The sequence below is a fragment of the Pseudomonas sp. BF-R-30 genome, from assembly GCF_019956175.1.
Lineage (GTDB): Bacteria > Pseudomonadota > Gammaproteobacteria > Pseudomonadales > Pseudomonadaceae > Aquipseudomonas > Aquipseudomonas jessenii.
Genome location: NZ_JAHBDE010000022.1, coordinates 48,508 through 70,417 on the forward strand (window position 1 = coordinate 48,508; position 21,910 = coordinate 70,417).

The window sequence follows — 21,910 nt, forward strand, 5'->3', positions numbered from 1 at the left end:
GGTTTTTCGCGCAAAACCCTACATCTAGGGGTTTTTTAGCGCCGGGGTACAAGATAATGCGTTTTGGGGGGCGAATGCAACGTACTGCCTGTGGATAAACCTGTGCGTAAATTGTGTGTGAAAGAGGTAACCGGCGTGTAGGCCGCGACGCTGCTGGACCGGACCTTTTTTCAGCGATTTTCAACCATCGAAAACGCTCGGGCGGATTTTTAAGGGCGCGAACCCTATCACAAAAAACCCTGTTGTCCGAACGCATTTACCCGCTTGTGTTCTCGACGGGCGGCGTTTATACAATCGGCCCAGTGTGTATACATATTTATCCCCCCGAATCATTACAAAAAGAGGGGCGGATCCTTCCTTATTAGTGTTTTTGGCAAGCAGAGGTCACCCGTGGAGCAAGAAGCCTGGCAGGTATTGATTGTGGAGGACGACCAGCGACTGGCCGAACTGACCCGCGATTACCTGGAAGCCAATGGCCTGCGTGTATCGATCGAAGGCAATGGTGCGCTCGCTGCGAATCGCATCATCAAGGAACAACCGGACCTGGTGATCCTCGACCTGATGCTCCCCGGTGAAGATGGCCTGAGCATTTGCCGCAAGGTCCGCGCCCGATATGACGGCCCGATCCTGATGCTCACTGCCCGCACCGATGACACTGACCAGATTCTCGGCCTGGACCTGGGGGCTGACGACTACGTCTGCAAACCGGTACGCCCGCGTCTGCTGCTGGCGCGCATCCAGGCGCTGCTGCGCCGTAGCGAAACGCCCGAAGTCGCCCCGGAAAAACAGCGGCGTCTACAGTTCGGCCCGCTGATCGTCGATAACGCCTTGCGCGAAGCCTGGCTGCAGGGCAACGGCATCGAGCTGACCAGCGCCGAATTCGACCTGCTCTGGCTACTGGTGGCCAATGCCGGGCGTATCCTCTCCCGGGAAGAGATCTTCACCGCGCTGCGGGGCATTGGCTATGATGGTCAGGACCGCTCCATCGATGTGCGCATCTCGCGCATCCGCCCGAAGATCGGCGATGACCCGGAGCATCCACGGCTGATCAAGACCGTGCGCAGCAAAGGCTATCTGTTCGTTCCCGAGGCTTGCGTGGATCCGTCCCTGTGAACTCGATCTTCCTGCGTATCTATGGCGGCATGTGCGCCGCGCTGATTCTGGTGGCGGTGCTCGGTGTGCTGGCGTTGCACCTGCTAAATGAGGTGCGCAGCGAGCAATACCGCGAGCGCCTGGCCCACGGCACGTTCTCGCTGATGGCCGACAACCTGCAACCGATGAACCAGACCGAACGACATCGGGCCTTGCTGGTGTGGGAGCGGCTGCTGGGGATTCCACTGGCGCTGAAAACCTTTGCCGAGACCGACCTCGACCTGACCCAGCGCACCCGTGTGTTGCGCGGTCAGGCACTGGTGGAACAGACCGGGCCGCACGCAGCGAAGGTCTACAAGCTGGTCAGCGACAAGGAACAGTTGATGCTCACCGGGGAAGTGCAGCAGATCAGCGAGCAACTGGCCCGGGCGACCATCTACCTGTTGACCGATGAACTGGTGCGCACCCCGGTCGCCGACCAGCCCTTGCGCCTGGCGCAATTGAAGGAAAGCAAGGGCTTCGGCTTCGATCTGCGCCTGGTCACGGTTGACGAGGCGGACATGGATGAAGACCAGAGCCGTCGGGTATCCGAGGGCGATACGGTGATGGCGCTGGGCAAGGGGGGGGATTCGATCCGGGTATTTGCCGGCATGGTGGGCACGCCGTGGGTCCTGGAAATCGGCCCTTTGTATCAGATGAATCCTTATCCGCCGGAGTGGTTGGTGTTGATCGCCGCACTGGGCCTGACACTGATCGGTTTGATCGTCTATCTGTTGGTGCGTCAGCTGGAGCGACGCTTGCGTGGCCTGGAAGCCGCCGCCACGCGCATTGCCAAAGGCAGTCTGGAAACCCGTGTGCCGGCGCGCGGCGCGGACTCGGTGGGACGGCTGGCCTCGGCGTTCAACGGCATGGCCGAACACTTGCAGCAGTTGCTGGCGATCCAGCGCGAACTGGTGCGTGCGGTGTCCCACGAATTGCGCACGCCGGTGGCACGCCTGCGCTTTGGCCTGGAGATGATCGGCTCGGCCACCACACCGCAAGCCCTGGAAAAATACTGCCAGGGCATGGACCACGACATCGAGGACCTCGACCGGCTGGTGGACGAGATGCTGACTTACGCGCGGTTGGAGCAGGGCTCGCCGGCACTGAACTTTCAGCGGATCGATCTGGATGCCTTGGTCGATCAGGTGATCGAAGAACTGGCGCCGTTGCGCGCCGACGTCACGGTGCAACGGGGCTTGTGTCTATCGGCTGCCGATAACGACGACGCCTGGGTCGAGGCTGAACCGCGCTATCTGCATCGGGCGATCCAGAACCTGGTGACTAATGCCATGCGCCACGCGCAATCACGGGTAACCATCAGCTATCAAGTGGGGCAGCAGCGATGCCGAGTGGATATCGAGGATGACGGGCCGGGTGTGCCGGAGTCGGCGTGGGAGAAGATCTTTACGCCGTTCCTGCGTCTCGACGACAGCCGTACCCGCGCGTCTGGAGGCCATGGGTTAGGCCTGTCCATTGTGCGACGCATCATCCATTGGCATGACGGGCGCGCGTTGATCGGCAAGAGCAAGAGCCTGGGCGGGGCGTGCTTCAGTCTGAGCTGGCCGCGCAATCAGGAGAAGCGTTGAGCCTTGTGTTGTCTGTTGCTCGCGATGGCGGCCTGACAGGCACCAAAGACTTCAGGCCTTGATGCTGACCAGACTCAGCAACTGCCCGTCCTTGACTCCGAACTGCGCATCAAGCTCGGTGCCATTGCGCCATTCGCTGGACAGATCAGTGAGCAGTCGCAACCGCACCTCACCCGATTCACGCCACTCCAGCACTTCGGCGTGTTCGAAATAAAAGCGTTGCTGAACGATCGGATAGAGCGCCTTGAACAGGCTTTCCTTTACCGAGAACGTCAGGGTGACCAGCAACGCCCGTTGATCGTTATCACCGGCCGCCATGCGCTGTAGCTCCGGCGGATTGAGGATTTCCCCGGCCAGGCGTTCGGCCCGTTCGGCATTGAGCAGGTTTTCCAGGTCCATGCCCAGGCCGCGCCAATGGCTTTTGTTCGCCACGATCGCTGCGGCCCGGCCAGTGCTGTGGGTGATCGAGCCAGTGATATGAGCAGGCCAGACCGGTGCCCGGTCTTCACCGATGGCCGGAATGAAACTCAAGCCTTCCAGTCGCTGTAACGCGGCCCGGGCACACACTCGCCCGGCGAGAAATTCCGCCTGCCGTTTGGCCACCGAGCGCTGGATGCTCGCCGGCGCTTCGACAGCGCTGCGCTGAAAGTCATCGCTGTCCAGTCGGGCGCTATCGAAATGAGTACTCAGCAGGACCGTATCGGGCAGCACAAACGGCAGCGGCCAATGGTCATCGAGGGGCGTGCAGCAGACGGGCAGGGCGGGGGTTGAGTTCATATCTGGCATTTTGCCGGGTTGGCTTGAGGCTGGGTAGTGCAAAGCTTCTGACGAGTTGGTAGTCGGCGCCGGCCTTGTCCATTACATGGTCGGATCTGCTGCTGAAGCGTGTCGAAATATTCGGGGCGGGTCGGTTCAGCCCAGGTTCAGGGTGCGTTCAGGGGGAGTTCAGGGCGCGGTGCGTAACCTTGCCTCGTACCCAAAAAACAATCGGCACATGAGGAAACTCCCCAATGACTGGATTCAAAAAACTGCTTCTGGCATTCACGGTTCTGAGCGCAAGCACCGCTGCTTTCGCGTCCGACGACAACTTCGCCAGCCTTACTCTTGGACAGACCAGCGACAAGGTTAAAAAATCCCACGCCCTGAACGACAGTCTCAATCACCCGAACGCCGATGGCGTAATCGGCAAGGACACCACCTGGGGTGTTCGTCTGGGCCAGCAAAACACCAAGGGCCGCTACTACGCCACTTACGACAATGTGTCGGGCTCGCACAACGGCATTAAACTGCGTCAGGAAAATCTCCTGGGCAGCTACGATCTGTTCTACCCGGTGGGCGCTAGCACCAAGCTGTTCGGTGGCGCCACGGCCGGTCTGACCAAAATGACTCAGGAGTCGCCAGGCTTCAGCCGCGACAGTGATATCGGCTACGCCATCGGTGGCCAGGTGGGTGTACTGCAACAGGTTTCGCAAAACACCTCGGTTGAACTGGGTTACCGTTACCTGCGCAGCAACGCCAGCACCGAGATGAGTGAGCGCGGCGGCAGCAAGCAGGGTTCGCTGGACCTGACCAGCAGCGCCCAGACTTACCTGTCCGCCAACTACGCTTTCTGACAAGCGTTTCGTGAACGGCCTGCGCCGGATCAGCCCGAGTGACTGATCCGGCGTTGCCATGTTAGCTCTTGAGGTGCGACGTTGCGCCTATGGAGATGTTGATTTGCCCGGGAGAGCAATATGAAATTGCTGGTCGTCGAAGATGAAGCGCTGCTGCGTCATCACCTGCAAACCCGCCTGACGGAGAGCGGCCACGTGGTCGAGTCCGTGGCCAACGCCGAGGAGGCGCTGTACCAGACAGCCCAGTTCAACTTTGACCTGGCGGTGATCGACCTCGGTCTGCCGGGCATTAGCGGGCTCGACCTGATCCGGCAGTTGCGTTCAAGTGGCAAAACCTTCCCGATCCTGATCCTCACCGCGCGCGGTAACTGGCAGGACAAGGTCGAAGGCCTGGCCGCCGGCGCCGATGATTATCTGGTCAAGCCGTTTCAGTTCGAAGAACTGGAGGCCCGCCTGAATGCCTTGCTGCGACGCTCCAGCGGTTTCACCCAGTCGACCATCGTCGCTGGCCCGTTACTGCTGGATCTGAACCGCAAGCAGGCGTCCCTCGACGATCAGCCGTTGGCACTGACTGCGTATGAGTACCGCATTCTCGAGTACCTGATGCGTCACCATCAGCAAGTGGTGCCCAAGGATCGCTTGATGGAACAGCTCTACCCGGATGACGACGAGCGTGATCCGAATGTGATCGAGGTGCTGGTCGGCCGTCTGCGCCGCAAACTGGAGGGGCCGGGCGGGTTCAAACCGATCGACACCGTGCGCGGCCTGGGCTACCTGTTCAACGAGCGTTGCACTTGATCCGTTCGCTGCGCATACGCTTGATGCTCGCCGCCACGCTGTTGGCGGTGTTGTTCATGCTGGCGTTGCTGCCTGCGATGCAGGGTGCCTTCAGCCTGGCGCTGCAGGACTCCATCGAGCAGCGTCTGGCATCCGACGTGACCACGCTGATCTCGGCCGCCCGGGTGGAGAACAACAGCCTGCAGATGCCAGCGCAATTGCCCGACGAGCGCTTCAACCTCACCGACAGCCGATTGCTCGGCTATATCTATGACCGTGAAGGGCAACTGGTCTGGCGTTCGAAGGCGACCCAGGAAGAACGCATCAACTACAAACCGCGCTACGACGGACGTGGCAGCGAGTTTGCGCGGATCCGCGAAGCCAATGGCCAGGAGTTCTTCGTCTACGACGTCGAGGTCAAGTTGCTCGGCGGCAAAAGTGCAGCCTTCAGCATCGTGGCGTTGCAGCCGGTTCGCGAGTACGAACTGACCCTCGAAGGCCTGCGGGAAAATCTCTATCTGGGTTTTGGCGCGGCACTGCTGGTGCTGCTGGCGTTGCTGTGGATCGGCCTGACCTGGGGCTTGCAGGCATTGCGGCGCTTGAGCCAGGAACTGGACCAGATCGAAGGTGGCACCCGCGAAAGCCTCAGTGAGGAACATCCCCGGGAATTGCTGCGCCTGACCGGTTCCCTCAACCGTTTGCTGCATAGTGAGCGTGAGCAGCGCAGTCGCTATCGTGATTCCCTCGACGACCTGGCTCATAGCCTGAAAACGCCCTTGGCGGTGCTGCAAGGCGTCAGTGAAGAGATGGCCCAGCGTCCCGAGGATCGCGATCAGGCCTGGGTGCTGCAAACCCAGATCGGACGCATGAGCCAGCAGATCAGCTACCAGTTGCAGCGCGCCAGCCTGCGCAAAAGCGGCCTGGTACGTCATCAGGTGCATTTGCGGCCGGTACTGAAAAGCTTGTGTGACACGCTGGACAAGGTTTATCGCGACAAGCGCGTGCACGTCGCGTTCGATTTGCCCGACCCATGTTACGTACCGATCGAGCAGGGTGCTCTGCTGGAAATGATGGGCAATCTGCTGGAAAACGCCTATCGCCTGTGCCTGGGCGAAATACGCATCAGTGTGCGTGAAACCCTCAGCGGCACGCAGTTGTGTGTCGAGGACGACGGCCCTGGCGTACCACAGGATCAGCGCGCACGGATTCTCGAGCGCGGAGAACGCCTGGACCGCCAGCACCCGGGGCAGGGAATCGGCCTGGCGGTAGTCAAGGACATCATCGAAAGCTACAGCGCCAAGCTGACCCTGGGGGATTCACCGATGGGCGGAGCGGCGTTCCGGATTTATTTTCCAGCGGTGTGAACGGGTATTTGATAGCAGTCTTTTCGGGCTACAGGTATCAAGCGTTAAACGACCGGCAACAATGTTTTGTTGGCGTTCAGCCGTTTGGTGGCAAGTAATAAGCCTCGCCTTATTGACGACATGCACACGCAGAGTCTGTGTTGGTTGCATGAGTGGATAGGGGCTGAAGCGTTACAAGCCACCAAGGGAGATAAAGATGGAAAGGAAGAAAGTTTGGCTGACGTTTGACGACGGTCCTCGGCAAGCCCAGACCGAAACCGTGCTGGAAACACTGGAGCTGTTTGATATCAAGGCAACGTTTTTTATTGTTGGCAATCTGGTTGCCAGGCATGGCGAGCGTATCAAGCGCATCCTGGGCGAAGGGCACCGGATCGGCAATCACACTTACGATCATCTAAGACTGGTCGGCCAGGACAAAGACACCATCATCGATCAAGTCAAAATGACGGAGCAGGCGCTGGCTCCCTACCAGCAGCCGGACCTGATCATGAGGCCGCCTTATGGCGCTCACGACGCGATGGTCGATCGCACTGTCGCCGAGTTGGGGTACCGGCAGGTTCTCTGGAACGTGGATACCCTGGACTGGAGCAGCAACTACCAACCGGGGGGCTGGGTATCCCATGGTGTTGAGCAAGTAAGGAAAAGAAAGAATTCCATTGTGTTGATGCATGACATACATGCGACCACGGCCAATAATCTTGGCCGGTTCATCGGACAAGTAAACCTGCTGGGCGATGTGGACTTCGAGTCACCGGCCACACTGGCGATTGCGCCGGTCAGTCAGTTGAATATGTATGTGGTTGTAAGGGGCGATACATTGTCCACAATTGCCAGAGAGTTTTATGGTGATGCTGCCAAATACCTACTGATCTTTAATGCGAACAGGTCAGTGCTGGATCATCCAGATAAAATTTACCCTGGCCTGTCACTGATCATCCCGCCTCCAAGGTAAGCGTTCGCCAAATCTGGACGGGGTGTTTCCGGGTACGTTCGGGAGGATACCAGTGATCACTGCGTAACGCGGGTGCTGAAAATTCAGCTCTCCTGCGCCCGATAAGCCCCCGGCGTCAGCCCCGTCCATTTCTTGAACGCCCGGTGAAACGCCGACGGCTCGGAAAACCCCAACTGCTCGGCGATCTGTTGCAACGACAGGTCAGCGCGGCTCAGGTGATAAATCGCGATGTCCCGGCGCAACTGGTCCTTCAATTCCTGAAAGCTGGAACCCTCTTCCCGCAAATGCCGGCGCAAGGTCTGCGGGCTGATGTGCAGGTGGGCGGCCACGGCTTCCAGGTCGGGCCAGTGTGAACTGTCGCGACTGAGCAAGCGCCGCAGGCGGCTGCTCAAGCTGTCGCCATCGTCCGGGCGCGAGAGCAGGTCGGCGGGGGAGCGTTCGAGGAAATGCTTGAGGGTGCGTTCATCCTGCAACAACGGCATGGCCAGGTAGCGGCTGTGAAACAACAGGCTGCTCTGGGGCCTGGAAAACTCAAGCGGACAGGAAAACAGCAGGTCGTACTCGGCGCCGTGTTCCGGCCGGGGGTAGCTGAACGTGGCCTGTTCCAGGCGAATGCGCTGGCCGATCAGCCAGCTGCCGAAACGGTGCCAGATCACCAGCAGGCTTTCACTGAGGAAATGATCCGGGTCCCAGAGCTGCGAGTCGTCCAGGCTCAGGCGCACCCATTCATCTTCGCGGCTCAGGGTCAAACGCGGCGCCCCGGGGAACAGGCTGTAAAACAACAAGCCGCGATGGAGTGCCTTATCCAGGCTGCGGCAGTGAATCACGGCATGGCACATCATTGCGAAGCTGCCCGGCCTGCTTGGGGCTTGCCCGAACCCGAGGTACTCGTCGTCCAGTGCCAGCCATAACGCCTGGATCAGTTGGGTGAATTGCTCCGGAGCGATGCGTGCCCGGGGTTCGTCCAGCAACTCGGGGCTGATTCCCAGTTGCTGTAGCAGGCCCGAATAGTCGTAGCCGTGCCGACGCGCACCACCCAGGGCGGCGCGGGCGAAGTGACTGGCGATGGTACGTTCGCGCATGGCAGCAGATCTGACCGTTGATCGACGGATGTTAGCTGCGCGCCGCGGGCGTGAACAGGGCGGATATCCGCCAAATTGCAGGACGACTTTCAGTGCAGGGGCGGAAATCCGCCACATGCTTGTAGCCGTTTGCTGGCAGGGAATTCGCTGCAACCCCAGATATAAAAAGGCTTGCAGGGGGTTTTACGGAAGGTGGCACGGGCCTTGCGATACAACGAGCAGATGCCTGCCGTTGCGCAGCTCGAAAAAACAAATCCCTCCAGTGCAGGAGGGTTCGCAATCGCGGTGTTGCGGGCAACAGCTGGATGTTGTCACCGGGCACCTTTGAGGAACTTTGCAATGACGACTCGTCAGCCACTGTATAAATCCCTGTACTTCCAGGTGATCGTTGCCATCGCTATCGGCATTTTGCTCGGTCACTTCTACCCGCAGACCGGTGTAGCCCTCAAACCGCTGGGTGACGGGTTCATCAAACTGATCAAAATGGTCATCGCGCCGATCATCTTCTGTACCGTCGTCAGTGGTATCGCCGGCATGCAGAACATGAAATCGGTCGGCAAGACCGGCGGCTATGCGCTGCTGTACTTCGAAATCGTGTCCACCCTTGCCTTGCTGATCGGCCTGGTCGTGGTCAACGTCGTGCAACCGGGTGTCGGCATGCACATCGACGTATCGACCCTGGATACCAGCAAAATCGCTGGCTTCATCTCGGCTGGTAAAGACCAAAGCATCATTGCCTTTGTCCTCAACGTGATCCCGAACACCATCGTCGGCGCGTTCGCCAACGGCGACATCCTGCAAGTGCTGATGTTCTCGGTGATCTTCGGTTTCGCCCTGCATCGCCTGGGTGCCTACGGCAAGCCGGTGCTGGACTTCATCGATCGCTTTGCTCACGTGATGTTCAACATCATCAACATGATCATGAAGCTCGCTCCAGTCGGTGCGTTCGGTGCGATGGCTTTCACCATCGGTGCCTACGGCGTCGGTTCGCTGGTGCAACTGGGCCAGTTGATGATCTGCTTCTACATCACCTGCATCCTGTTCGTGCTCCTGGTACTGGGTGCCATCTGCCGCGCGCACGGTTTCAGCGTCATCAAATTGATTCGCTACATCCGTGAAGAACTGCTGATCGTGCTGGGCACTTCCTCTTCGGAATCCGCTCTGCCACGCATGCTGATCAAATTGGAACGCCTGGGTGCACAGAAATCCGTTGTGGGTCTGGTGATCCCGACTGGTTACTCGTTCAACCTCGACGGTACGTCGATCTACCTGACCATGGCCGCTGTGTTCATCGCTCAGGCGACTGACACCCCAATGGACCTCACTGCCCAGATCACCTTGCTGCTGGTGCTGCTGTTGTCCTCCAAGGGCGCCGCCGGTGTGACCGGTAGTGGCTTCATCGTGTTGGCTGCCACCCTGTCCGCCGTTGGCTCCCTGCCGGTGGCCGGCCTGGCGCTGATCCTCGGTATAGACCGCTTCATGTCCGAAGCCCGTGCCCTGACCAACCTGGTGGGTAACGCTGTTGCGACCCTGGTCGTGGCCAAGTGGGTGAAAGAGCTGGACGAAGACACGCTGCAAGTCGAACTGGCTTCCGGCGGCCGCGGTATCTCCGACGAGCGTGAAGTAGACGACCTGGGCGTGGCCGAAGGCCCAGCCCCGGCCAGCGTCAAGTAAACGCTCAACAGAAACTCGGCCTGCAATGAAAAACCCGCTTCGGCGGGTTTTTCATGCCTGCGATTTGAGCGCAACGGTCACCGCCAGTGACGCATCAGGTGATTGCTGTGATGTTCTCGGCTGCCTAGGCTTGGAGGATCGCACTGGAGAACACTTATGCTCGGTCCACTGGTATCACTCAAGGTTCTGGATTTCTCGACATTGCTGCCGGGGCCGTTCGCCTCGTTGCTGCTGGCGGACATGGGCGCCGAAGTGCTGCGCATCGAATCACCGACCCGCATGGATCTGCTGCGGGTGTTGCCGCCCCACGATCAAGGTGTGTCAGCCAGTCATGCCTATCTCAATCGCAACAAGCGCAGCCTGGCCCTGGATCTCAAGCAGCCTGAGGCGCTGGAGGTGATCAGGTCGTTGCTGCAGGACTACGACATTGTGCTCGAGCAGTTCCGTCCCGGTGTCATGGAGCGTCTGGGCCTGGGTTACGAAGCCCTGAAGGCGATCAATCCGAGACTGATTTATGTGTCGATCACCGGCTTTGGCCAGACGGGCCCCTACAAGGACCGCGCCGGTCATGACATCAACTACCTGGCCCTGTCCGGGCTGGCGAGTTACACCGGCCGTGCCGACACTGGGCCGTTGCCGTTGGGCATGCAGGTGGCGGATGTCGCCGGTGGTTCGCTGCACGGGGTGATTGGCTTGCTGGCGGCAGTCATCGCCCGACAGCAAACCGGGCAGGGCCAGCACCTGGATGTCAGCATGACCGACTGCGCGTTCAGCCTGAATGCGATGGCCGGTGCCGGGTATCTGGCCTGCGGCGTCGAGCCGGGACCGGAAAACCAGGTGCTCAATGGCGGCAGTTTCTACGATTACTACCGCTCCCGGGATGGGCGCTGGCTGTCGGTGGGCAGCCTGGAGCCGGTCTTCATGAAACAGTTGTGCACGGCATTGGGTCTGGAGGAATTGGCCGGCCTCGGCCTGTCACCGCAACCGGCGCATCAGAAACAGCTTAAAGACGCGCTGAAGCTCGAATTCGAAAAGCATGACTTTGCCGAGTTGCGCGCGCTGTTCGCAGAGCTGGATGCGTGTGTCGAGCCAGTGTTGAGCCTGGGAGAAGCGCTCGGTCATCCGCAGTTGCAGGCGCGGGAGTTGGTGGCCGACGTACCTCGTGGCGATGGCTCGACCCAGGCGCAGATGGCTTGTCCGCTGAAGTTTTCGCAAGGTTTGCCGGAGCCCCGGCATATTGGCGCGGCGCTGGGGCAGCATACGGATCAGGTGTTGGGAGAGTTGGGGTTCAGTGCTGAGCGGATCGAGCAGTTGCGGCGGGCCAAGGTGATTCTTTAGTGCCTGTCAGGCCGCCATCGCGAGCAAGCTCGCTCCCACACTGGGTTTGTGTCACGCCACAGATTCTCTGTGGGAGCGAGCTTGCTCGCGATAGCGGCAGCACAAACACCGAAAATCCAACTACTCGACCCGCATCTCGCCACTGAACACCAACGTATTGCGGCACCGCCGACACAAATACCGCCGTCCCTGCCGAACCAGGCTGTGGCGCTGTGCCGAAAACGGGAAGTCGCTGTCGACGCACGGGCACTTGTAGATGTAGCGGGTCACGCTGCGGCGTTTGACGTCATAGGTGTGGCAGCGGTTGGGCGGCAGTTCGTACACGCCGCGCATGATCAGTTGCCACTCTTCACCATGGGGCTGGATGCGGTCGCCGAACAGTTGGTGGGCGATCAGGTGCGCGACTTCATGGGCCACGGTCTGCTTGAGGAAATCTTCGGTGTTTTCCCGGTACAGCTGCGGGTTGAAGCGCAGCAGGTTCTCGTGCAAATGCGCGACACCGGCTTTTTGCCCGCGCAGCTTGAGGCTCACCACGGGGCGCTTGAAAGGTCGTTTGAAAAAGGATTCGGCTAGTTGGAAACAGTCTTCGACGCGGGTATTGAGTTGCTCGGGCATGCTTGATGGATCTCCAGAGCGGTCGAGTATGCCGCAACCCTCGGACCTTGCGAATCACCAGGTTGCCGAATGGTCGTGTGCGTTCTCGTTGCTGAAGAATGAAAAGACCGCCTTGCGGCGGCCTTTGTCGGCAGTTCTGATTTTCAGTGATGAGCGGCTAACTGGTGTAGACCGGGCCCACGCCGAGTCCCCAGACAATTACTGTGAACGCCATGATGGCGACCAGCACCACCAGGCCTACGGCGAGCACCGAACTTGAAAACAGGAAGCCCTCGTCAGATGGAATGTTCATGAATGTCGGCAAGCCCACATACAGCAAGTACACCGTGTAGCAGATCGCTGCGGTACCGACGATCATCCCCAGCCACAGGTGCGGGTACAAGGCGGCGAGACCGCCGATGAACAGCGGTGTAGCGGTGTAGGTGGCAAACGCAATGCAGCGGGCCAGGCTTGGGTTGGCGTCATAGGTGCGGGCCATCCAGTGGATGAAGGCGCCCATTACGGCCACACCACCGAGCATCGCCAGGTACGACATGACCGTCATCCATATCGCGCTTTCTACGGTCAGCATTACGGGAGGTCGATTGCCGATGACCCAGCCGACCTGTGTGGTGCCAATAAAGGCAGACACGGCGGGGATCGCCGCCAGGATCAGCGTATGGGTCAGGTACATGTGGCTGATGCTTTCCTCCTGGTCGCCACGGATTTCTTTCCATTCTTGGTCAGGGTGGGTGAAGAGCCCCACTACGTGATGGATCATGCCAGTCACTCCTCTTGTTTTTACCGTCGCCCCCCAGTGGAGCGCCTACGGGCCAATGCGGCCAAGCAAGTCATAGGTCTGAATTTGTATGTGACCTTATGTCGCAGTATAGGGAGGAGTTTCCCCAGAGGGAGTAAGGGCTTTAGAGCAAATCGCGCTGTAAACGCAGTTGTTAATCGCCGCAGGGTCTGTGGCGAACAGCCCTTTTGGCGAGGCACTTCGCCCCTGAGGCGTTTTTGCGTAAAATGCCGGCCTTTCGTCACACCTCACGGATTTCGCGTCATGGGCACTCTCACGGTCAACCAGAACAAACTGCAAAAGCGCCTTCGCCGACTGGCTGGAGAGGCAGTTGCCGATTTCAACATGATTGAAGACGGCGACAAGGTCATGGTCTGCCTGTCCGGTGGCAAGGACAGCTACACCATGCTCGATGTGCTGATGCACTTGCAGAAGGTCGCGCCGATCAAGTTCGAGATCGTGGCCGTGAACATGGACCAGAAGCAGCCGGGTTTCCCGGAGCACGTGCTGCCGGCCTACCTCAAGGAACTGGGGATCGAGTACCACATCGTCGAGAAAGACACTTACTCGGTGGTCAAGGAATTGATCCCGGAAGGCAAGACCACCTGCTCGCTGTGCTCGCGCCTGCGTCGCGGCACGCTCTACACCTTCGCCGATGAAATCGGCGCGACCAAGATGGCCCTCGGTCACCATCGCGACGACATCGTCGAAACGTTCTTCCTGAACATGTTCTTCAACGGTTCGCTCAAGGCCATGCCACCGAAACTGCGCGCCGACGATGGTCGTAATGTGGTGATCCGCCCGCTGGCCTACTGCAACGAAAAAGACATCCAGGCCTACTCGGACTTCAAGCAATTCCCGATCATTCCGTGCAACCTCTGCGGTTCCCAGGAGAACCTGCAGCGTCAGGTGGTCAAGGAAATGCTGCTGGACTGGGAACGCAAGACCCCGGGCCGTACCGAGAGCATTTTCCGTAGCCTGCAGAACGTGATCCCGTCCCAACTGGCGGATCGCAACCTGTTCGACTTCACCAGCCTGAAGATCGACGAAAGCGCCGCATCGCGCTTCGTCAACGTGGTCAACCTTTAGCCCAAAACTGTAGGAGTGAGCCTGCTCGCGATCGCGCAGTGTCAGTCGACATCAATGTTGAATGACTCACCGCGATCGCGAGCAGACTCACTCCTACAACTGTATTTTGTTTCAACCTCCAGGAGAGGGCATGCGCGACTACAAGTGGCTGAATGAGTACTGCTTGAACCGCTTCGGTTCGGCGGCTGAACTGGAAGCCCATCTGCCCGTTCCCAAGACTCCCGCGCAACTGCGCAAGATCAGCGACGATCGCTACCTCTCGATGATGGCGCTACGGGTGTTCCGCGCCGGGCTCAAGCACAGCCTGGTGGATGCCAAGTGGCCGGCCTTCGAAGAAGTGTTCTTCAGGTTCGACCCGGAAAAAGTCGTGCTGATGAGCGACGAGCACCTTGAGCGCCTGATGCAGGACACGCGGATCATCCGTCACCTGGGCAAGCTCAAGAGCGTGCCGCGCAATGCGCAGTTCATACTGGACGTGGCCCATGAAAAGGGCAGCTTCGGCGCGCTCATCGCCGACTGGCCGGTGACCGATATCGTCGGGCTCTGGACCTTCCTGAAAAAACGTGGACATCAGTTGGGCGGGCTGTCAGCCCCGCGCTTCTTGCGGATGATCGGCAAGGACACCTTTGTACCGAGCTATGACGTGGTGGCGGCGCTGAATGCGCAGGACATCATCGACAAGGTGCCGAGCAGTCTGCGCGACTTGGCGTTGGTGCAGGACGTGTTCAATCAGTGGCATGAGGAAAGCGGCGGGCGGCCGATGAGCCAGATTTCGATGATGCTGGCTTATACCGTCAATCATTGAGACCGAGTCGCCTCATTCGCGAGCAAGCCCGCTCCCACATTGGATCTGTGTCGTTCACAAAATCCCCTGTGGGAGCGAGCCTGCTCGCGATAGCTGTGGGTCAGGCGACGGAGGGTTCGCCCTCGCCAGCCAACTTGCGATTCAACTGATACCGCCAGCGCACATACAACAACGCCGAGCAAAACACCGCCAGACTCGCGCCCATCTCCAGCAAGCCGAAGACTTGCCGGTTCGGGTCATAGGCAGCCAATGCGCCCTTGATGAAGTACAGGTTCACCACAAAGCACATCCACGAATGCCCGCGAGGGCTGCCGACGATCATCCCCGGTGCCAAAATCAGCAGTGGCACCAGTTCGATCAACAGGATCACCCAGGGGCGTGCCCCATGCAGATCGGCAATCGCCAGGTAGTAAACACACAGCAGTCCCACCAGGCCGAAAAAGCACAGCAGGCTGATGGCGCGCATCGCCTTGACGCGTGGTTCGAGCCATTCGAGGGCGGGCAGGATCTTCGGCTTCTTGGCCACCTCAGCTCTCCAGTTTCTGTGCTGTCTTGGCCAGGCGCAGACCCAGCGCGCGGCACAACGCCACTTCATGGGCGTCCAGACCGCTTTTGCCGTCGGCGCCGGCGTGGTGGCTGGCGCCGTATGGCGTACCGCCGCCCTGGGTTTCCAGCAGTGCCGACTCGCTGTAGGGCAGGCCGGTGATCAGCATGCCGTGGTGCAGCAACGGCAGCATCATCGACAGCAGCGTGGTCTCCTGGCCGCCGTGCAGGCTCGCGGTGGAGGTGAACACACCCGCCGGTTTTCCTACCAGGGCGCCGGTCAGCCACAGGTTGCTGGTGCCGTCGAGGAAATACTTCAGTGGTGCCGCCATGTTGCCGAAGCGGGTCGGACTGCCGAGTGCCAGGCCGGCACAGTTCTTCAGGTCGTCGAGGCTGGCATACAGCGCGCCTTCGTCGGGAATCTCCGGCGAAACGGCTTCGCACTCGCTGGAAATCGCCGGCACCGTGCGCAGGCGGGCCTCAAGCCCGGCCTGTTCGACACCTCGGGCGATCTGCCGGGCCATCTCGTTGGTCGAGCCGCTGCGGCTGTAGTACAGAACCAGAATGTACGGTGCACTCATGGCAACAGTTCCAGGATCTGCTCCGGTGGGCGGCCGATGATGGCCTTGTTGCCGACTTCGAGAATCGGTCGTTCCATCAGTTTCGGGTGGGCGGCGATGGCGGCAATCAATTGCGCTTCGCTCAGGCTGCTGTCGGCCAGGTCAAGGGTCTTGTACTCGTCCTCGCCGGTGCGCAGCAGTTGCCGGGCGCTGATCCCGAGTTTACCCAGCAGGCTCTGGATCTGCGCGGCGTCCAGCGGGGTTTCCAGGTAGCGGACCACGGTCGGGGTCAGGCCACGGGCTTCAAGCAGTTCGAGCGCACCGCGGGATTTCGAGCAGCGCGGATTGTGATAAAGCGTCAGATCGGTCATGAGCGGGTCGCATCTTGCGTAAGGTGGCGGCTATTCTAACTGTGCAGCGCGCAATCCAGAACCGTAAGAGGCGATGGGTCGCAGGTGCATTCAATTTTTGACAAGGAACACGACATGACAAGGCGACTGGCAGCAGCATTGGCGATCATCGGAGCGTTGATGCTGGGGGGCTGCGGTAATGACTATGGCATCGACCAGGACGGCCACAAGATCGCCGCCGACCGACTGGACGGCAAATGGCTGGTCCTCAACTACTGGGCAGAATGGTGCGGGCCTTGCCGTACCGAGATACCGGAGTTGAATGCCTTGGCTGAGCAGCTCAAGGACAAGAAAATCGGTGTGTTCGGGGTCAACTTCGACAATGTCCAGGGGCAAGAGCTGAAGGACGCGAGCGAGAAACTTGGGATCAGGTTCACCGTGCTGGCCCAGGACCCTTCCGAACTGTTCGAGCTGCCGCGCAGCGAAGCATTGCCGGTGACCTACATCATCGATAACAAGGGCAAGGTGCGTGAGCAATTGATGGGTGAACAGACGGCGGCGGGGGTAATGGCGAAGCTTGAGGCGTTGCAGGCGAAGAATTGATCAGATGATCGTTTTCATTGTGGTCAGGGGTTTTTTGTGGGGAGGGGGCTTGCCCCCTCCCCACAGGTTTCACCGCGCTGAAAGGGCGATCAACCCTCCTCGAGCCACCAACGCAACGGCTTGCCTTCGGCTGGCCAGAAGCGTATCTGCTCGATCGGGGAGACGTCCCAGCGCTGGACGTTTTCCAGGGCCTGAAGGAAGCGTTTTTCCTGTTCCATCAGTGCCGGCGCGCACAATTTGCGGGTGCTGCCGATTTTGCCGAAGGTCAGTTTGTCGCCATCGAGGGTGTACGGCGCGAACCAGTGGTTGCAGCCGCCATTGCCGTAGGCCCGGCCGTCTTCGTCGAGGGTGACGGTCAGGTGGCTGTAGTCCATCAACGGCCGCTCGCCGATCCACTCCAGAATGTAGCTGCGGTTCTGTTGCAGTTGCACCGGCTCGGCGGCGCAGCCCAGCAGGCCGGCACCGACCATGGCGGTCAGAGCGAGGCCTTTCATCACGCAGGCTCCTGGCATTTCGGGCACAGGTGTTTCTCGCCAACGCTGGTCCAGCCCAGCTCGGCAATCCGCGCGGTGGCGGCAGGCTTTTCGGCCTTGTTGCCCAGCTTGGCATCGACGGCAAACTCGAAACTCAGCTCTTTGGCACAGCTGTCACAGTTCACTTGCCAGGTGTGGATGGCCAGTTCGCCGAACACCGGGCCACTGGCTACCGCGACCCATTGGCCGGGCGGGTTGATCAGGTGGCGAACCGTTTCGACGGTCAGGCGCATGGACAAGTCCTTGGCACCCTTGAGGGTCACAACCAGCACGTCATTGTTGCGAATCGAACCACCGTTGCCGGTGACTTGATAGCGCCCCGGCACCAGGGCGCGGCATTCAGTGAGGGTGTGTTGCGGGTTCATCAGGCTGTAGCGGAAATCGTGTTCGACCATGGGTCCTCCAAATATGCGCGATATGCTAGCACGGGCTTGTACGCCGCATCGCGCAGGTAGATGACCTTCGATCCGTTTCAGTCTCCCGTCACCAGGTTTTCCGGGGTGCCCGCCGTCCAGGCTGCAATGTTGTGTAATGTTGTGGCGGCAATCGCGTCCAGCGCTTCGCGGGTCAGGAAGGCCTGGTGTGCGGTGACGATCACGTTGGGGAAGGTCAGCAGCCTGGCCAGCACATCGTCTTGCAGCGGCAGGTCGGAGCGGTCCTCGAAGAACAACTGCGCTTCCTCCTCATACACATCCAGCCCCAGGTAACCCAGGCGACCGTCTTTCAGGGCATCGATCAGTGCCGGGGTGTCCACCAGACCGCCACGCCCGGTATTGATCAACATCGCGCCCGGTTGCATGTGCGCCAGGGACTCGCGGTTGATCAAGTGCTTGCTCTGCTCGTTGAGCGGGCAGTGCAGGCTGATGATCTGCGATTCGGCCAGCAATTGCGGCAGGCTCAGGTAGCGAGCGCCGAGGGCTTCGACCTGCGGGTCGGGGTAGGGGTCATAGGCCAGCAACTGGCAGCCAAATCCGCTCATGATTTTGGCGAAGGTGGCACCAATCTGACCGGTGCCGACCACGCCGACGGTCTTGCCCACCAGATCGAAACCGGTCAGCCCTTGTAGTCTGAAATCCCCTTCGCGAGTGCGGTTGTAGGCGCGGGGCAAGCGGCGGTTGAGTGCGAGGATCAGCGCTACTGCATGTTCGGCAACGGCGTGGGGCGAATAGGCCGGGACACGCACGATGGCCAGTCCCAGGCGTTTTGCTGTCGGCAAGTCGACATGGTTGTAACCGGCCGAGCGCAGGGCGATCAGGCGTGTGCCTCCAGCGGCCAGGCGCTCGAGTACTGCAGCGCCAAGGTCATCATTGATGAACGCGCAGACCGCTTCATGCCCTTGGGCGAGCGCTACCGTGTCGAGGCTCAGGCGCGCAGTCTGAAATTGCAGCTCGATGCCGGCCGGTTGCCCGGCCGCGAGAAAGCTGTCGCGGTCGTAGTTCTGGCTGCTGAAAAGAATCGTACGCATGCGGTGCTCCTTGAAGGTGGCCTGCGCCGTTGAGCAAGCCGGCATTCGACAGTCCTCAGGTTAACTCGCCGGCAGCCCTTCGCGATTGCGCTGCATCAAGCATTGATGCGCGCCTGGGCTGCCAGGCGATTGATTGCCCGGTCGAGCTCATCCAATGCCAAGCTGGCTTTCGGGTCCTGTTGCTTGAGCAGGGTTTCGCTGCGTTGGCAGGCCGCACGCAATTGCGGTACGCCGCAGTAACGCGTCGCGCCATGCAGGCGATGGACTCGTTCGACCAGAGCGTTGTGTTCATTGCTTTGCCGAGCCAGTCGGATGGCTTCGCGGTCAGCCTCCAGTGACGCCAGCAGCATCGCCAGCATGTCCGCGGCCAGATCGGCCTTGCCGGCAGCCAGGCGCAATCCTTCCTCGTGGTCGAGCACCAACAGGTCATGGGTGCCAGCATGCCCATCGCCGGACCGCTCCGGGCTGTGATTGCGCAGCGCCAGGCCGCTCCACTTCAGTACCACTTGCGCCAATTGCCGTTCGCTGATCGGTTTGGTCAGGTAGTCGTCCATGCCGCTTTGCAGCAGCGCGCGTTTTTCGTTGGCCATGGCGTGGGCAGTGAGGGCCACGATCGGCAGCGGCGTGCAATGGCGTTCGCTTTCCCACTGGCGGATCGCCTCGGTGCTCTGGCGACCGTCCATGCCGGGCATCTGCACGTCCATCAACACCAGATCGAATGTCTCGTTCTGCACCGCCTTGACGGCGGCATAACCGCTTTCCACCGCGAGTACCTTGGCGCCCATGTCTTCGAGCAGGGTTTGCACCAGCATCAGGTTGGCCGGATTGTCGTCGACGCAAAGCACCTTCGGGGCACGGCTGGATACCGGTTCGCCCGGCTCGCTGCGCATAGACCGCGGGTTGACCAGGTCAGACAGGGAGCGTCGCAGCTTGCGGGTGCAGGCCGGTTTAGCCTGGAGCTGGCTGTGGGGGTTGGGCACGGAAAGATGGAACAGCGTCTGTTCCGTGGTCGGGCACAGCACCAGCACTTTGCAGCCAAGATGCTCGAGGTCCCAGATGTGCTGGTTGAGGCGTTCCGGCGGCATGTCGTTGCTGGTGATGCCGAGCACGGCGAGGTCGATCGCCTGGTCGGTCTGGTGGGCGGCGGTGACGCCATTGGTCAGGCTTTCCAGGGTATTGAACGGTGTGGTGCTGAGGCCGCAGTCTTCCAGTTGATGCTGCAACGCCTGCCGTGCCAGCTCGTGGTTTTCCAGTACCGCCACCCGTCGCCCGAGCAAGGGTGCCGAGGGCAGGTCTTCGGCATCGTCGCGGGTTTTTGGCAGACTCAGGCTGATCCAGAATTCCGACCCTTCCCCCGGCGTGCTGTCGACGCCGATCTCACCGCCCATCTGTTCGATCAGGCGCTTGGAAATCACCAGGCCCAGGCCAGTACCGCCGGGTTGCCGCGACAGCGAGTTGTCGGCCTGGCTGAAGGCCTGGAACAGGGCGCGTACGTCCTGGTTCGACAAACCGATGCCGGTGTCCTGAATGCTGATGCGCAACTGCACGGTGTCTTCGTGTTCTTCTTCGAGCATGGCGCGGGCGACGATGGTGCCTTCGCGGGTGAACTTGATCGCGTTGCTCACCAGGTTCGTCAGGATCTGCTTGAGCCGCAGTGGGTCGCCCACCAGCGACAGCGGCGTGTCCCGGTACACCAGGCTCACCAGTTCCAGCTGCTTGGCGTGGGCAGCCGGGGCGAGGATGGTCAGGGTGTCCTGTAGCAGGTCGCGCAGGTTGAACGGAATATGGTCGAGCACCAGCTTGCCGGCCTCGATTTTCGAAAAGTCGAGAATTTCGTTGATGATGCCCAGCAGGCTGTCGGCGGATTTTTCGATGGTGTCCAGGTAGTCGAGCTGGCGCGGGGTGAGCTCGCTTTTTTGCAGCAGGTGGGTGAAGCCGAGAATGCCGTTGAGCGGCGTGCGGATTTCATGGCTCATGTTGGCCAGGAATTCGGACTTGATCCGGCTCGCTTCCAGGGCTTCCTTGCGTGCCAGATCCAGTTCGATGTTCTGGATCTCGATGGTTTCCAGGTTCTGGCGCACGTCTTCGGTGGCCTGGTCGATGCTGTGCTGCAATTCTTCCTGCGCATTTTGCAGGGTGCCGGCCATGCGGTTGATGCCGGAGGCCAACTCGTCCAGTTCCTGACTGCCAAGTGGCGGCAGGCGGGTTTCCAGATGACCTTCCTTGAGTTGAGCCACGGCTTGCTTGATCTGGCTCAATGGCCGATTGATCGTGCGGCCCATGCGCAGGGCCAACAGTGCCGCACCTATCAGCCCCGCCGCGATCAACATCAGGCTGGCGAACAGGCTGCGGTAACCGCGCAACAGCATGTTGTTATGGGACAGTTCAAGTTCGACCCAGCCCAGCAGGCGGTCGGCTTCTTCGGGAATCACGTCCCCGGCCAGGTTGCGGTGTTTGCCGAATACCGGCAGCAGATAGCGGGTTGCATCGTTGCCACTGCGGCGCAGCATCTGCGTGCCACTGCCGGAGGGTGTCTGGTTGAGCATGGTCGGGCCGGCGTGGGCCAGCAGCGTGCGGTCAGGAGCCAGGAAGGTCACGGCCCGCACGTCGGTTTGTTCCAGGGCCTGGGTGGCGATGCGTTCGAGCAGTTCGTTGTCCTGATGGCCCATGGCTGGCGCCGTCAGTGGAGCCAACTGCTCGGCGATCATTTCGCCGCGCTGCATGAGTTGGGTTTGCAGGTCAGCCTGTTGCATCCAGGTAAAATATCCCCCCAGCACCAACGCCATCAGGCTGGTTGGCAACAGGGTCAGCAACAGCACGCGGCCTTTGATTCCCAGTTTCTTGAGCACGCATCTCTCCTGCATCCCGCTATTTATAGGCCTGCACATGCATCCGCCATGCACCACTTGCGCAGTGTAGCGATTTGCTCGCGGGCAATCTTCGTAAAAATGGTGCCGTCATTCGTCGGTCCGGACGACTCATTGGCAATACGGACAAACGGTGGGTTGCCCCTGGCGAGGCAATCTTGAATAATTGCTCAACTGAGAAT

22 protein-coding genes are annotated in these 21,910 nt (G+C 60.3%); 11 read left to right on the forward strand and 11 right to left on the reverse strand.

Annotated features, from left to right (window positions below; translation table 11 throughout):
* The first annotated feature begins 390 nt into the window (after positions 1 to 390).
* Both KGB20_RS12885 and KGB20_RS12890 read left to right on the forward strand, forming a co-directional pair.
* Positions 391 to 1,113 carry a response regulator gene (locus tag KGB20_RS12885; RefSeq protein ID WP_008051517.1) on the forward strand — a complete coding sequence of 241 codons (723 nt, stop codon included), beginning with the start codon at positions 391 to 393 and terminating at the stop codon, positions 1,111 to 1,113.
* Entirely contained in the window at positions 1,110 to 2,720 is a 1,611-nt protein-coding gene (locus KGB20_RS12890; RefSeq protein ID WP_102669961.1) for an ATP-binding protein, read from the forward strand. Before KGB20_RS12885 ends, KGB20_RS12890 begins: the two co-directional genes overlap by 4 nt.
* 51 nt (positions 2,721 to 2,771) lie before the next feature.
* Here KGB20_RS12890 and KGB20_RS12895 read toward each other — a convergent pair whose 3' ends face one another.
* On the reverse strand, positions 2,772 to 3,497 hold the full coding sequence (locus tag KGB20_RS12895; RefSeq protein WP_223532393.1) for a 4'-phosphopantetheinyl transferase: 726 nt from the start codon (positions 3,495 to 3,497) through the stop codon (positions 2,772 to 2,774).
* Positions 3,498 to 3,730: 233 nt separating this feature from the next.
* Here KGB20_RS12895 and KGB20_RS12900 point away from each other — a divergent pair, with 233 nt between their 5' ends.
* From KGB20_RS12900 to KGB20_RS12915, 4 genes are all read left to right on the forward strand, one after another.
* Positions 3,731 to 4,333 (forward strand): hypothetical protein, encoded by a 603-nt coding sequence (locus tag KGB20_RS12900; RefSeq protein WP_223532395.1) that lies wholly within the window; start codon positions 3,731 to 3,733, stop codon positions 4,331 to 4,333.
* A gap of 120 nt (positions 4,334 to 4,453) precedes the next feature.
* Positions 4,454 to 5,131 carry a response regulator transcription factor gene (locus KGB20_RS12905; RefSeq protein ID WP_057713638.1) on the forward strand — a complete coding sequence of 226 codons (678 nt, stop codon included), beginning with the start codon at positions 4,454 to 4,456 and terminating at the stop codon, positions 5,129 to 5,131.
* The gene (locus KGB20_RS12910) at positions 5,128 to 6,474 is read left to right on the forward strand and encodes an ATP-binding protein (protein ID WP_223532397.1); all 1,347 of its coding nucleotides are present in this window, start codon (positions 5,128 to 5,130) and stop codon (positions 6,472 to 6,474) included. The genes KGB20_RS12905 and KGB20_RS12910 overlap by 4 nt, the downstream gene beginning before the upstream one ends.
* Positions 6,475 to 6,670: 196 nt before the next feature.
* Positions 6,671 to 7,426: a polysaccharide deacetylase family protein gene (locus KGB20_RS12915; protein ID WP_223532399.1), complete on the forward strand. Its 756-nt coding sequence runs from the start codon at positions 6,671 to 6,673 to the stop codon at positions 7,424 to 7,426.
* Positions 7,427 to 7,509: 83 nt separating this feature from the next.
* On the opposite strand, the gene KGB20_RS12920 is transcribed toward KGB20_RS12915, so the two are convergent.
* Positions 7,510 to 8,508, reverse strand: a complete 999-nt coding sequence (locus tag KGB20_RS12920; protein ID WP_102669955.1) for an AraC family transcriptional regulator — start codon at positions 8,506 to 8,508, stop codon at positions 7,510 to 7,512.
* A 339-nt stretch (positions 8,509 to 8,847) separates the two neighbouring features.
* Here KGB20_RS12920 and KGB20_RS12925 point away from each other — a divergent pair, with 339 nt between their 5' ends.
* Together KGB20_RS12925 and KGB20_RS12930 are read left to right on the forward strand one after the other, a co-directional pair.
* Positions 8,848 to 10,182: a dicarboxylate/amino acid:cation symporter gene (locus tag KGB20_RS12925; RefSeq protein ID WP_223532401.1), complete on the forward strand. Its 1,335-nt coding sequence runs from the start codon at positions 8,848 to 8,850 to the stop codon at positions 10,180 to 10,182.
* A gap of 156 nt (positions 10,183 to 10,338) precedes the next feature.
* A complete protein-coding gene (locus KGB20_RS12930) occupies positions 10,339 to 11,520 on the forward strand; it encodes a CaiB/BaiF CoA transferase family protein (RefSeq protein WP_223532403.1) in 1,182 nt (393 codons plus the stop codon).
* Positions 11,521 to 11,640: 120 nt separating this feature from the next.
* Here KGB20_RS12930 and KGB20_RS12935 read toward each other — a convergent pair whose 3' ends face one another.
* Positions 11,641 to 12,135: a SprT family zinc-dependent metalloprotease gene (locus tag KGB20_RS12935; protein ID WP_057713644.1), complete on the reverse strand. Its 495-nt coding sequence runs from the start codon at positions 12,133 to 12,135 to the stop codon at positions 11,641 to 11,643.
* A gap of 157 nt (positions 12,136 to 12,292) precedes the next feature.
* Entirely contained in the window at positions 12,293 to 12,895 is a 603-nt protein-coding gene (locus tag KGB20_RS12940; protein WP_007988750.1) for a Yip1 family protein, read from the reverse strand.
* Positions 12,896 to 13,177: 282 nt separating this feature from the next.
* Here KGB20_RS12940 and ttcA point away from each other — a divergent pair, with 282 nt between their 5' ends.
* Entirely contained in the window at positions 13,178 to 14,002 is an 825-nt protein-coding gene (gene ttcA, locus KGB20_RS12945) for a tRNA 2-thiocytidine(32) synthetase TtcA (RefSeq protein WP_008051493.1), read from the forward strand.
* Positions 14,003 to 14,132: 130 nt separating this feature from the next.
* Positions 14,133 to 14,807 carry a DNA-3-methyladenine glycosylase I gene (locus KGB20_RS12950; RefSeq protein WP_223532405.1) on the forward strand — a complete coding sequence of 225 codons (675 nt, stop codon included), beginning with the start codon at positions 14,133 to 14,135 and terminating at the stop codon, positions 14,805 to 14,807.
* A gap of 100 nt (positions 14,808 to 14,907) precedes the next feature.
* Here KGB20_RS12950 and KGB20_RS12955 read toward each other — a convergent pair whose 3' ends face one another.
* Genes KGB20_RS12955 through arsC form a run of 3 tightly spaced genes read right to left on the reverse strand, consistent with a single transcriptional unit; the run spans position 14,908 to position 16,281 of the window.
* The gene (locus tag KGB20_RS12955) at positions 14,908 to 15,333 is read right to left on the reverse strand and encodes a DUF2069 domain-containing protein (protein WP_090457293.1); all 426 of its coding nucleotides are present in this window, start codon (positions 15,331 to 15,333) and stop codon (positions 14,908 to 14,910) included.
* A 1-nt stretch (position 15,334) separates the two neighbouring features.
* The gene (gene wrbA, locus KGB20_RS12960; protein ID WP_057713647.1) at positions 15,335 to 15,931 is read right to left on the reverse strand and encodes an NAD(P)H:quinone oxidoreductase; all 597 of its coding nucleotides are present in this window, start codon (positions 15,929 to 15,931) and stop codon (positions 15,335 to 15,337) included.
* Entirely contained in the window at positions 15,928 to 16,281 is a 354-nt protein-coding gene (arsC, locus tag KGB20_RS12965) for an arsenate reductase (glutaredoxin) (protein ID WP_223532407.1), read from the reverse strand. Before arsC ends, wrbA begins: the two co-directional genes overlap by 4 nt.
* Positions 16,282 to 16,395: 114 nt before the next feature.
* On the opposite strand from arsC, the gene KGB20_RS12970 reads away from it, so the two are divergent.
* Entirely contained in the window at positions 16,396 to 16,863 is a 468-nt protein-coding gene (locus KGB20_RS12970; protein WP_057713649.1) for a TlpA disulfide reductase family protein, read from the forward strand.
* A gap of 89 nt (positions 16,864 to 16,952) precedes the next feature.
* On the opposite strand, the gene KGB20_RS12975 is transcribed toward KGB20_RS12970, so the two are convergent.
* From KGB20_RS12975 to KGB20_RS12990, 4 genes are all read right to left on the reverse strand, one after another.
* Positions 16,953 to 17,357 carry an META domain-containing protein gene (locus KGB20_RS12975; protein ID WP_057713650.1) on the reverse strand — a complete coding sequence of 135 codons (405 nt, stop codon included), beginning with the start codon at positions 17,355 to 17,357 and terminating at the stop codon, positions 16,953 to 16,955.
* Positions 17,357 to 17,791, reverse strand: a complete 435-nt coding sequence (locus KGB20_RS12980) for a hypothetical protein (protein ID WP_056728017.1) — start codon at positions 17,789 to 17,791, stop codon at positions 17,357 to 17,359. The genes KGB20_RS12975 and KGB20_RS12980 overlap by 1 nt, the downstream gene beginning before the upstream one ends.
* A 77-nt stretch (positions 17,792 to 17,868) precedes the next feature.
* Complete coding sequence (locus KGB20_RS12985; RefSeq protein ID WP_223532409.1) at positions 17,869 to 18,861, reverse strand: 2-hydroxyacid dehydrogenase; 993 nt, start codon at positions 18,859 to 18,861, stop codon at positions 17,869 to 17,871.
* A 95-nt stretch (positions 18,862 to 18,956) separates the two neighbouring features.
* On the reverse strand, positions 18,957 to 21,710 hold the full coding sequence (locus KGB20_RS12990; protein WP_223532410.1) for a response regulator: 2,754 nt from the start codon (positions 21,708 to 21,710) through the stop codon (positions 18,957 to 18,959).
* Positions 21,711 to 21,910 lie beyond the last annotated feature (200 nt).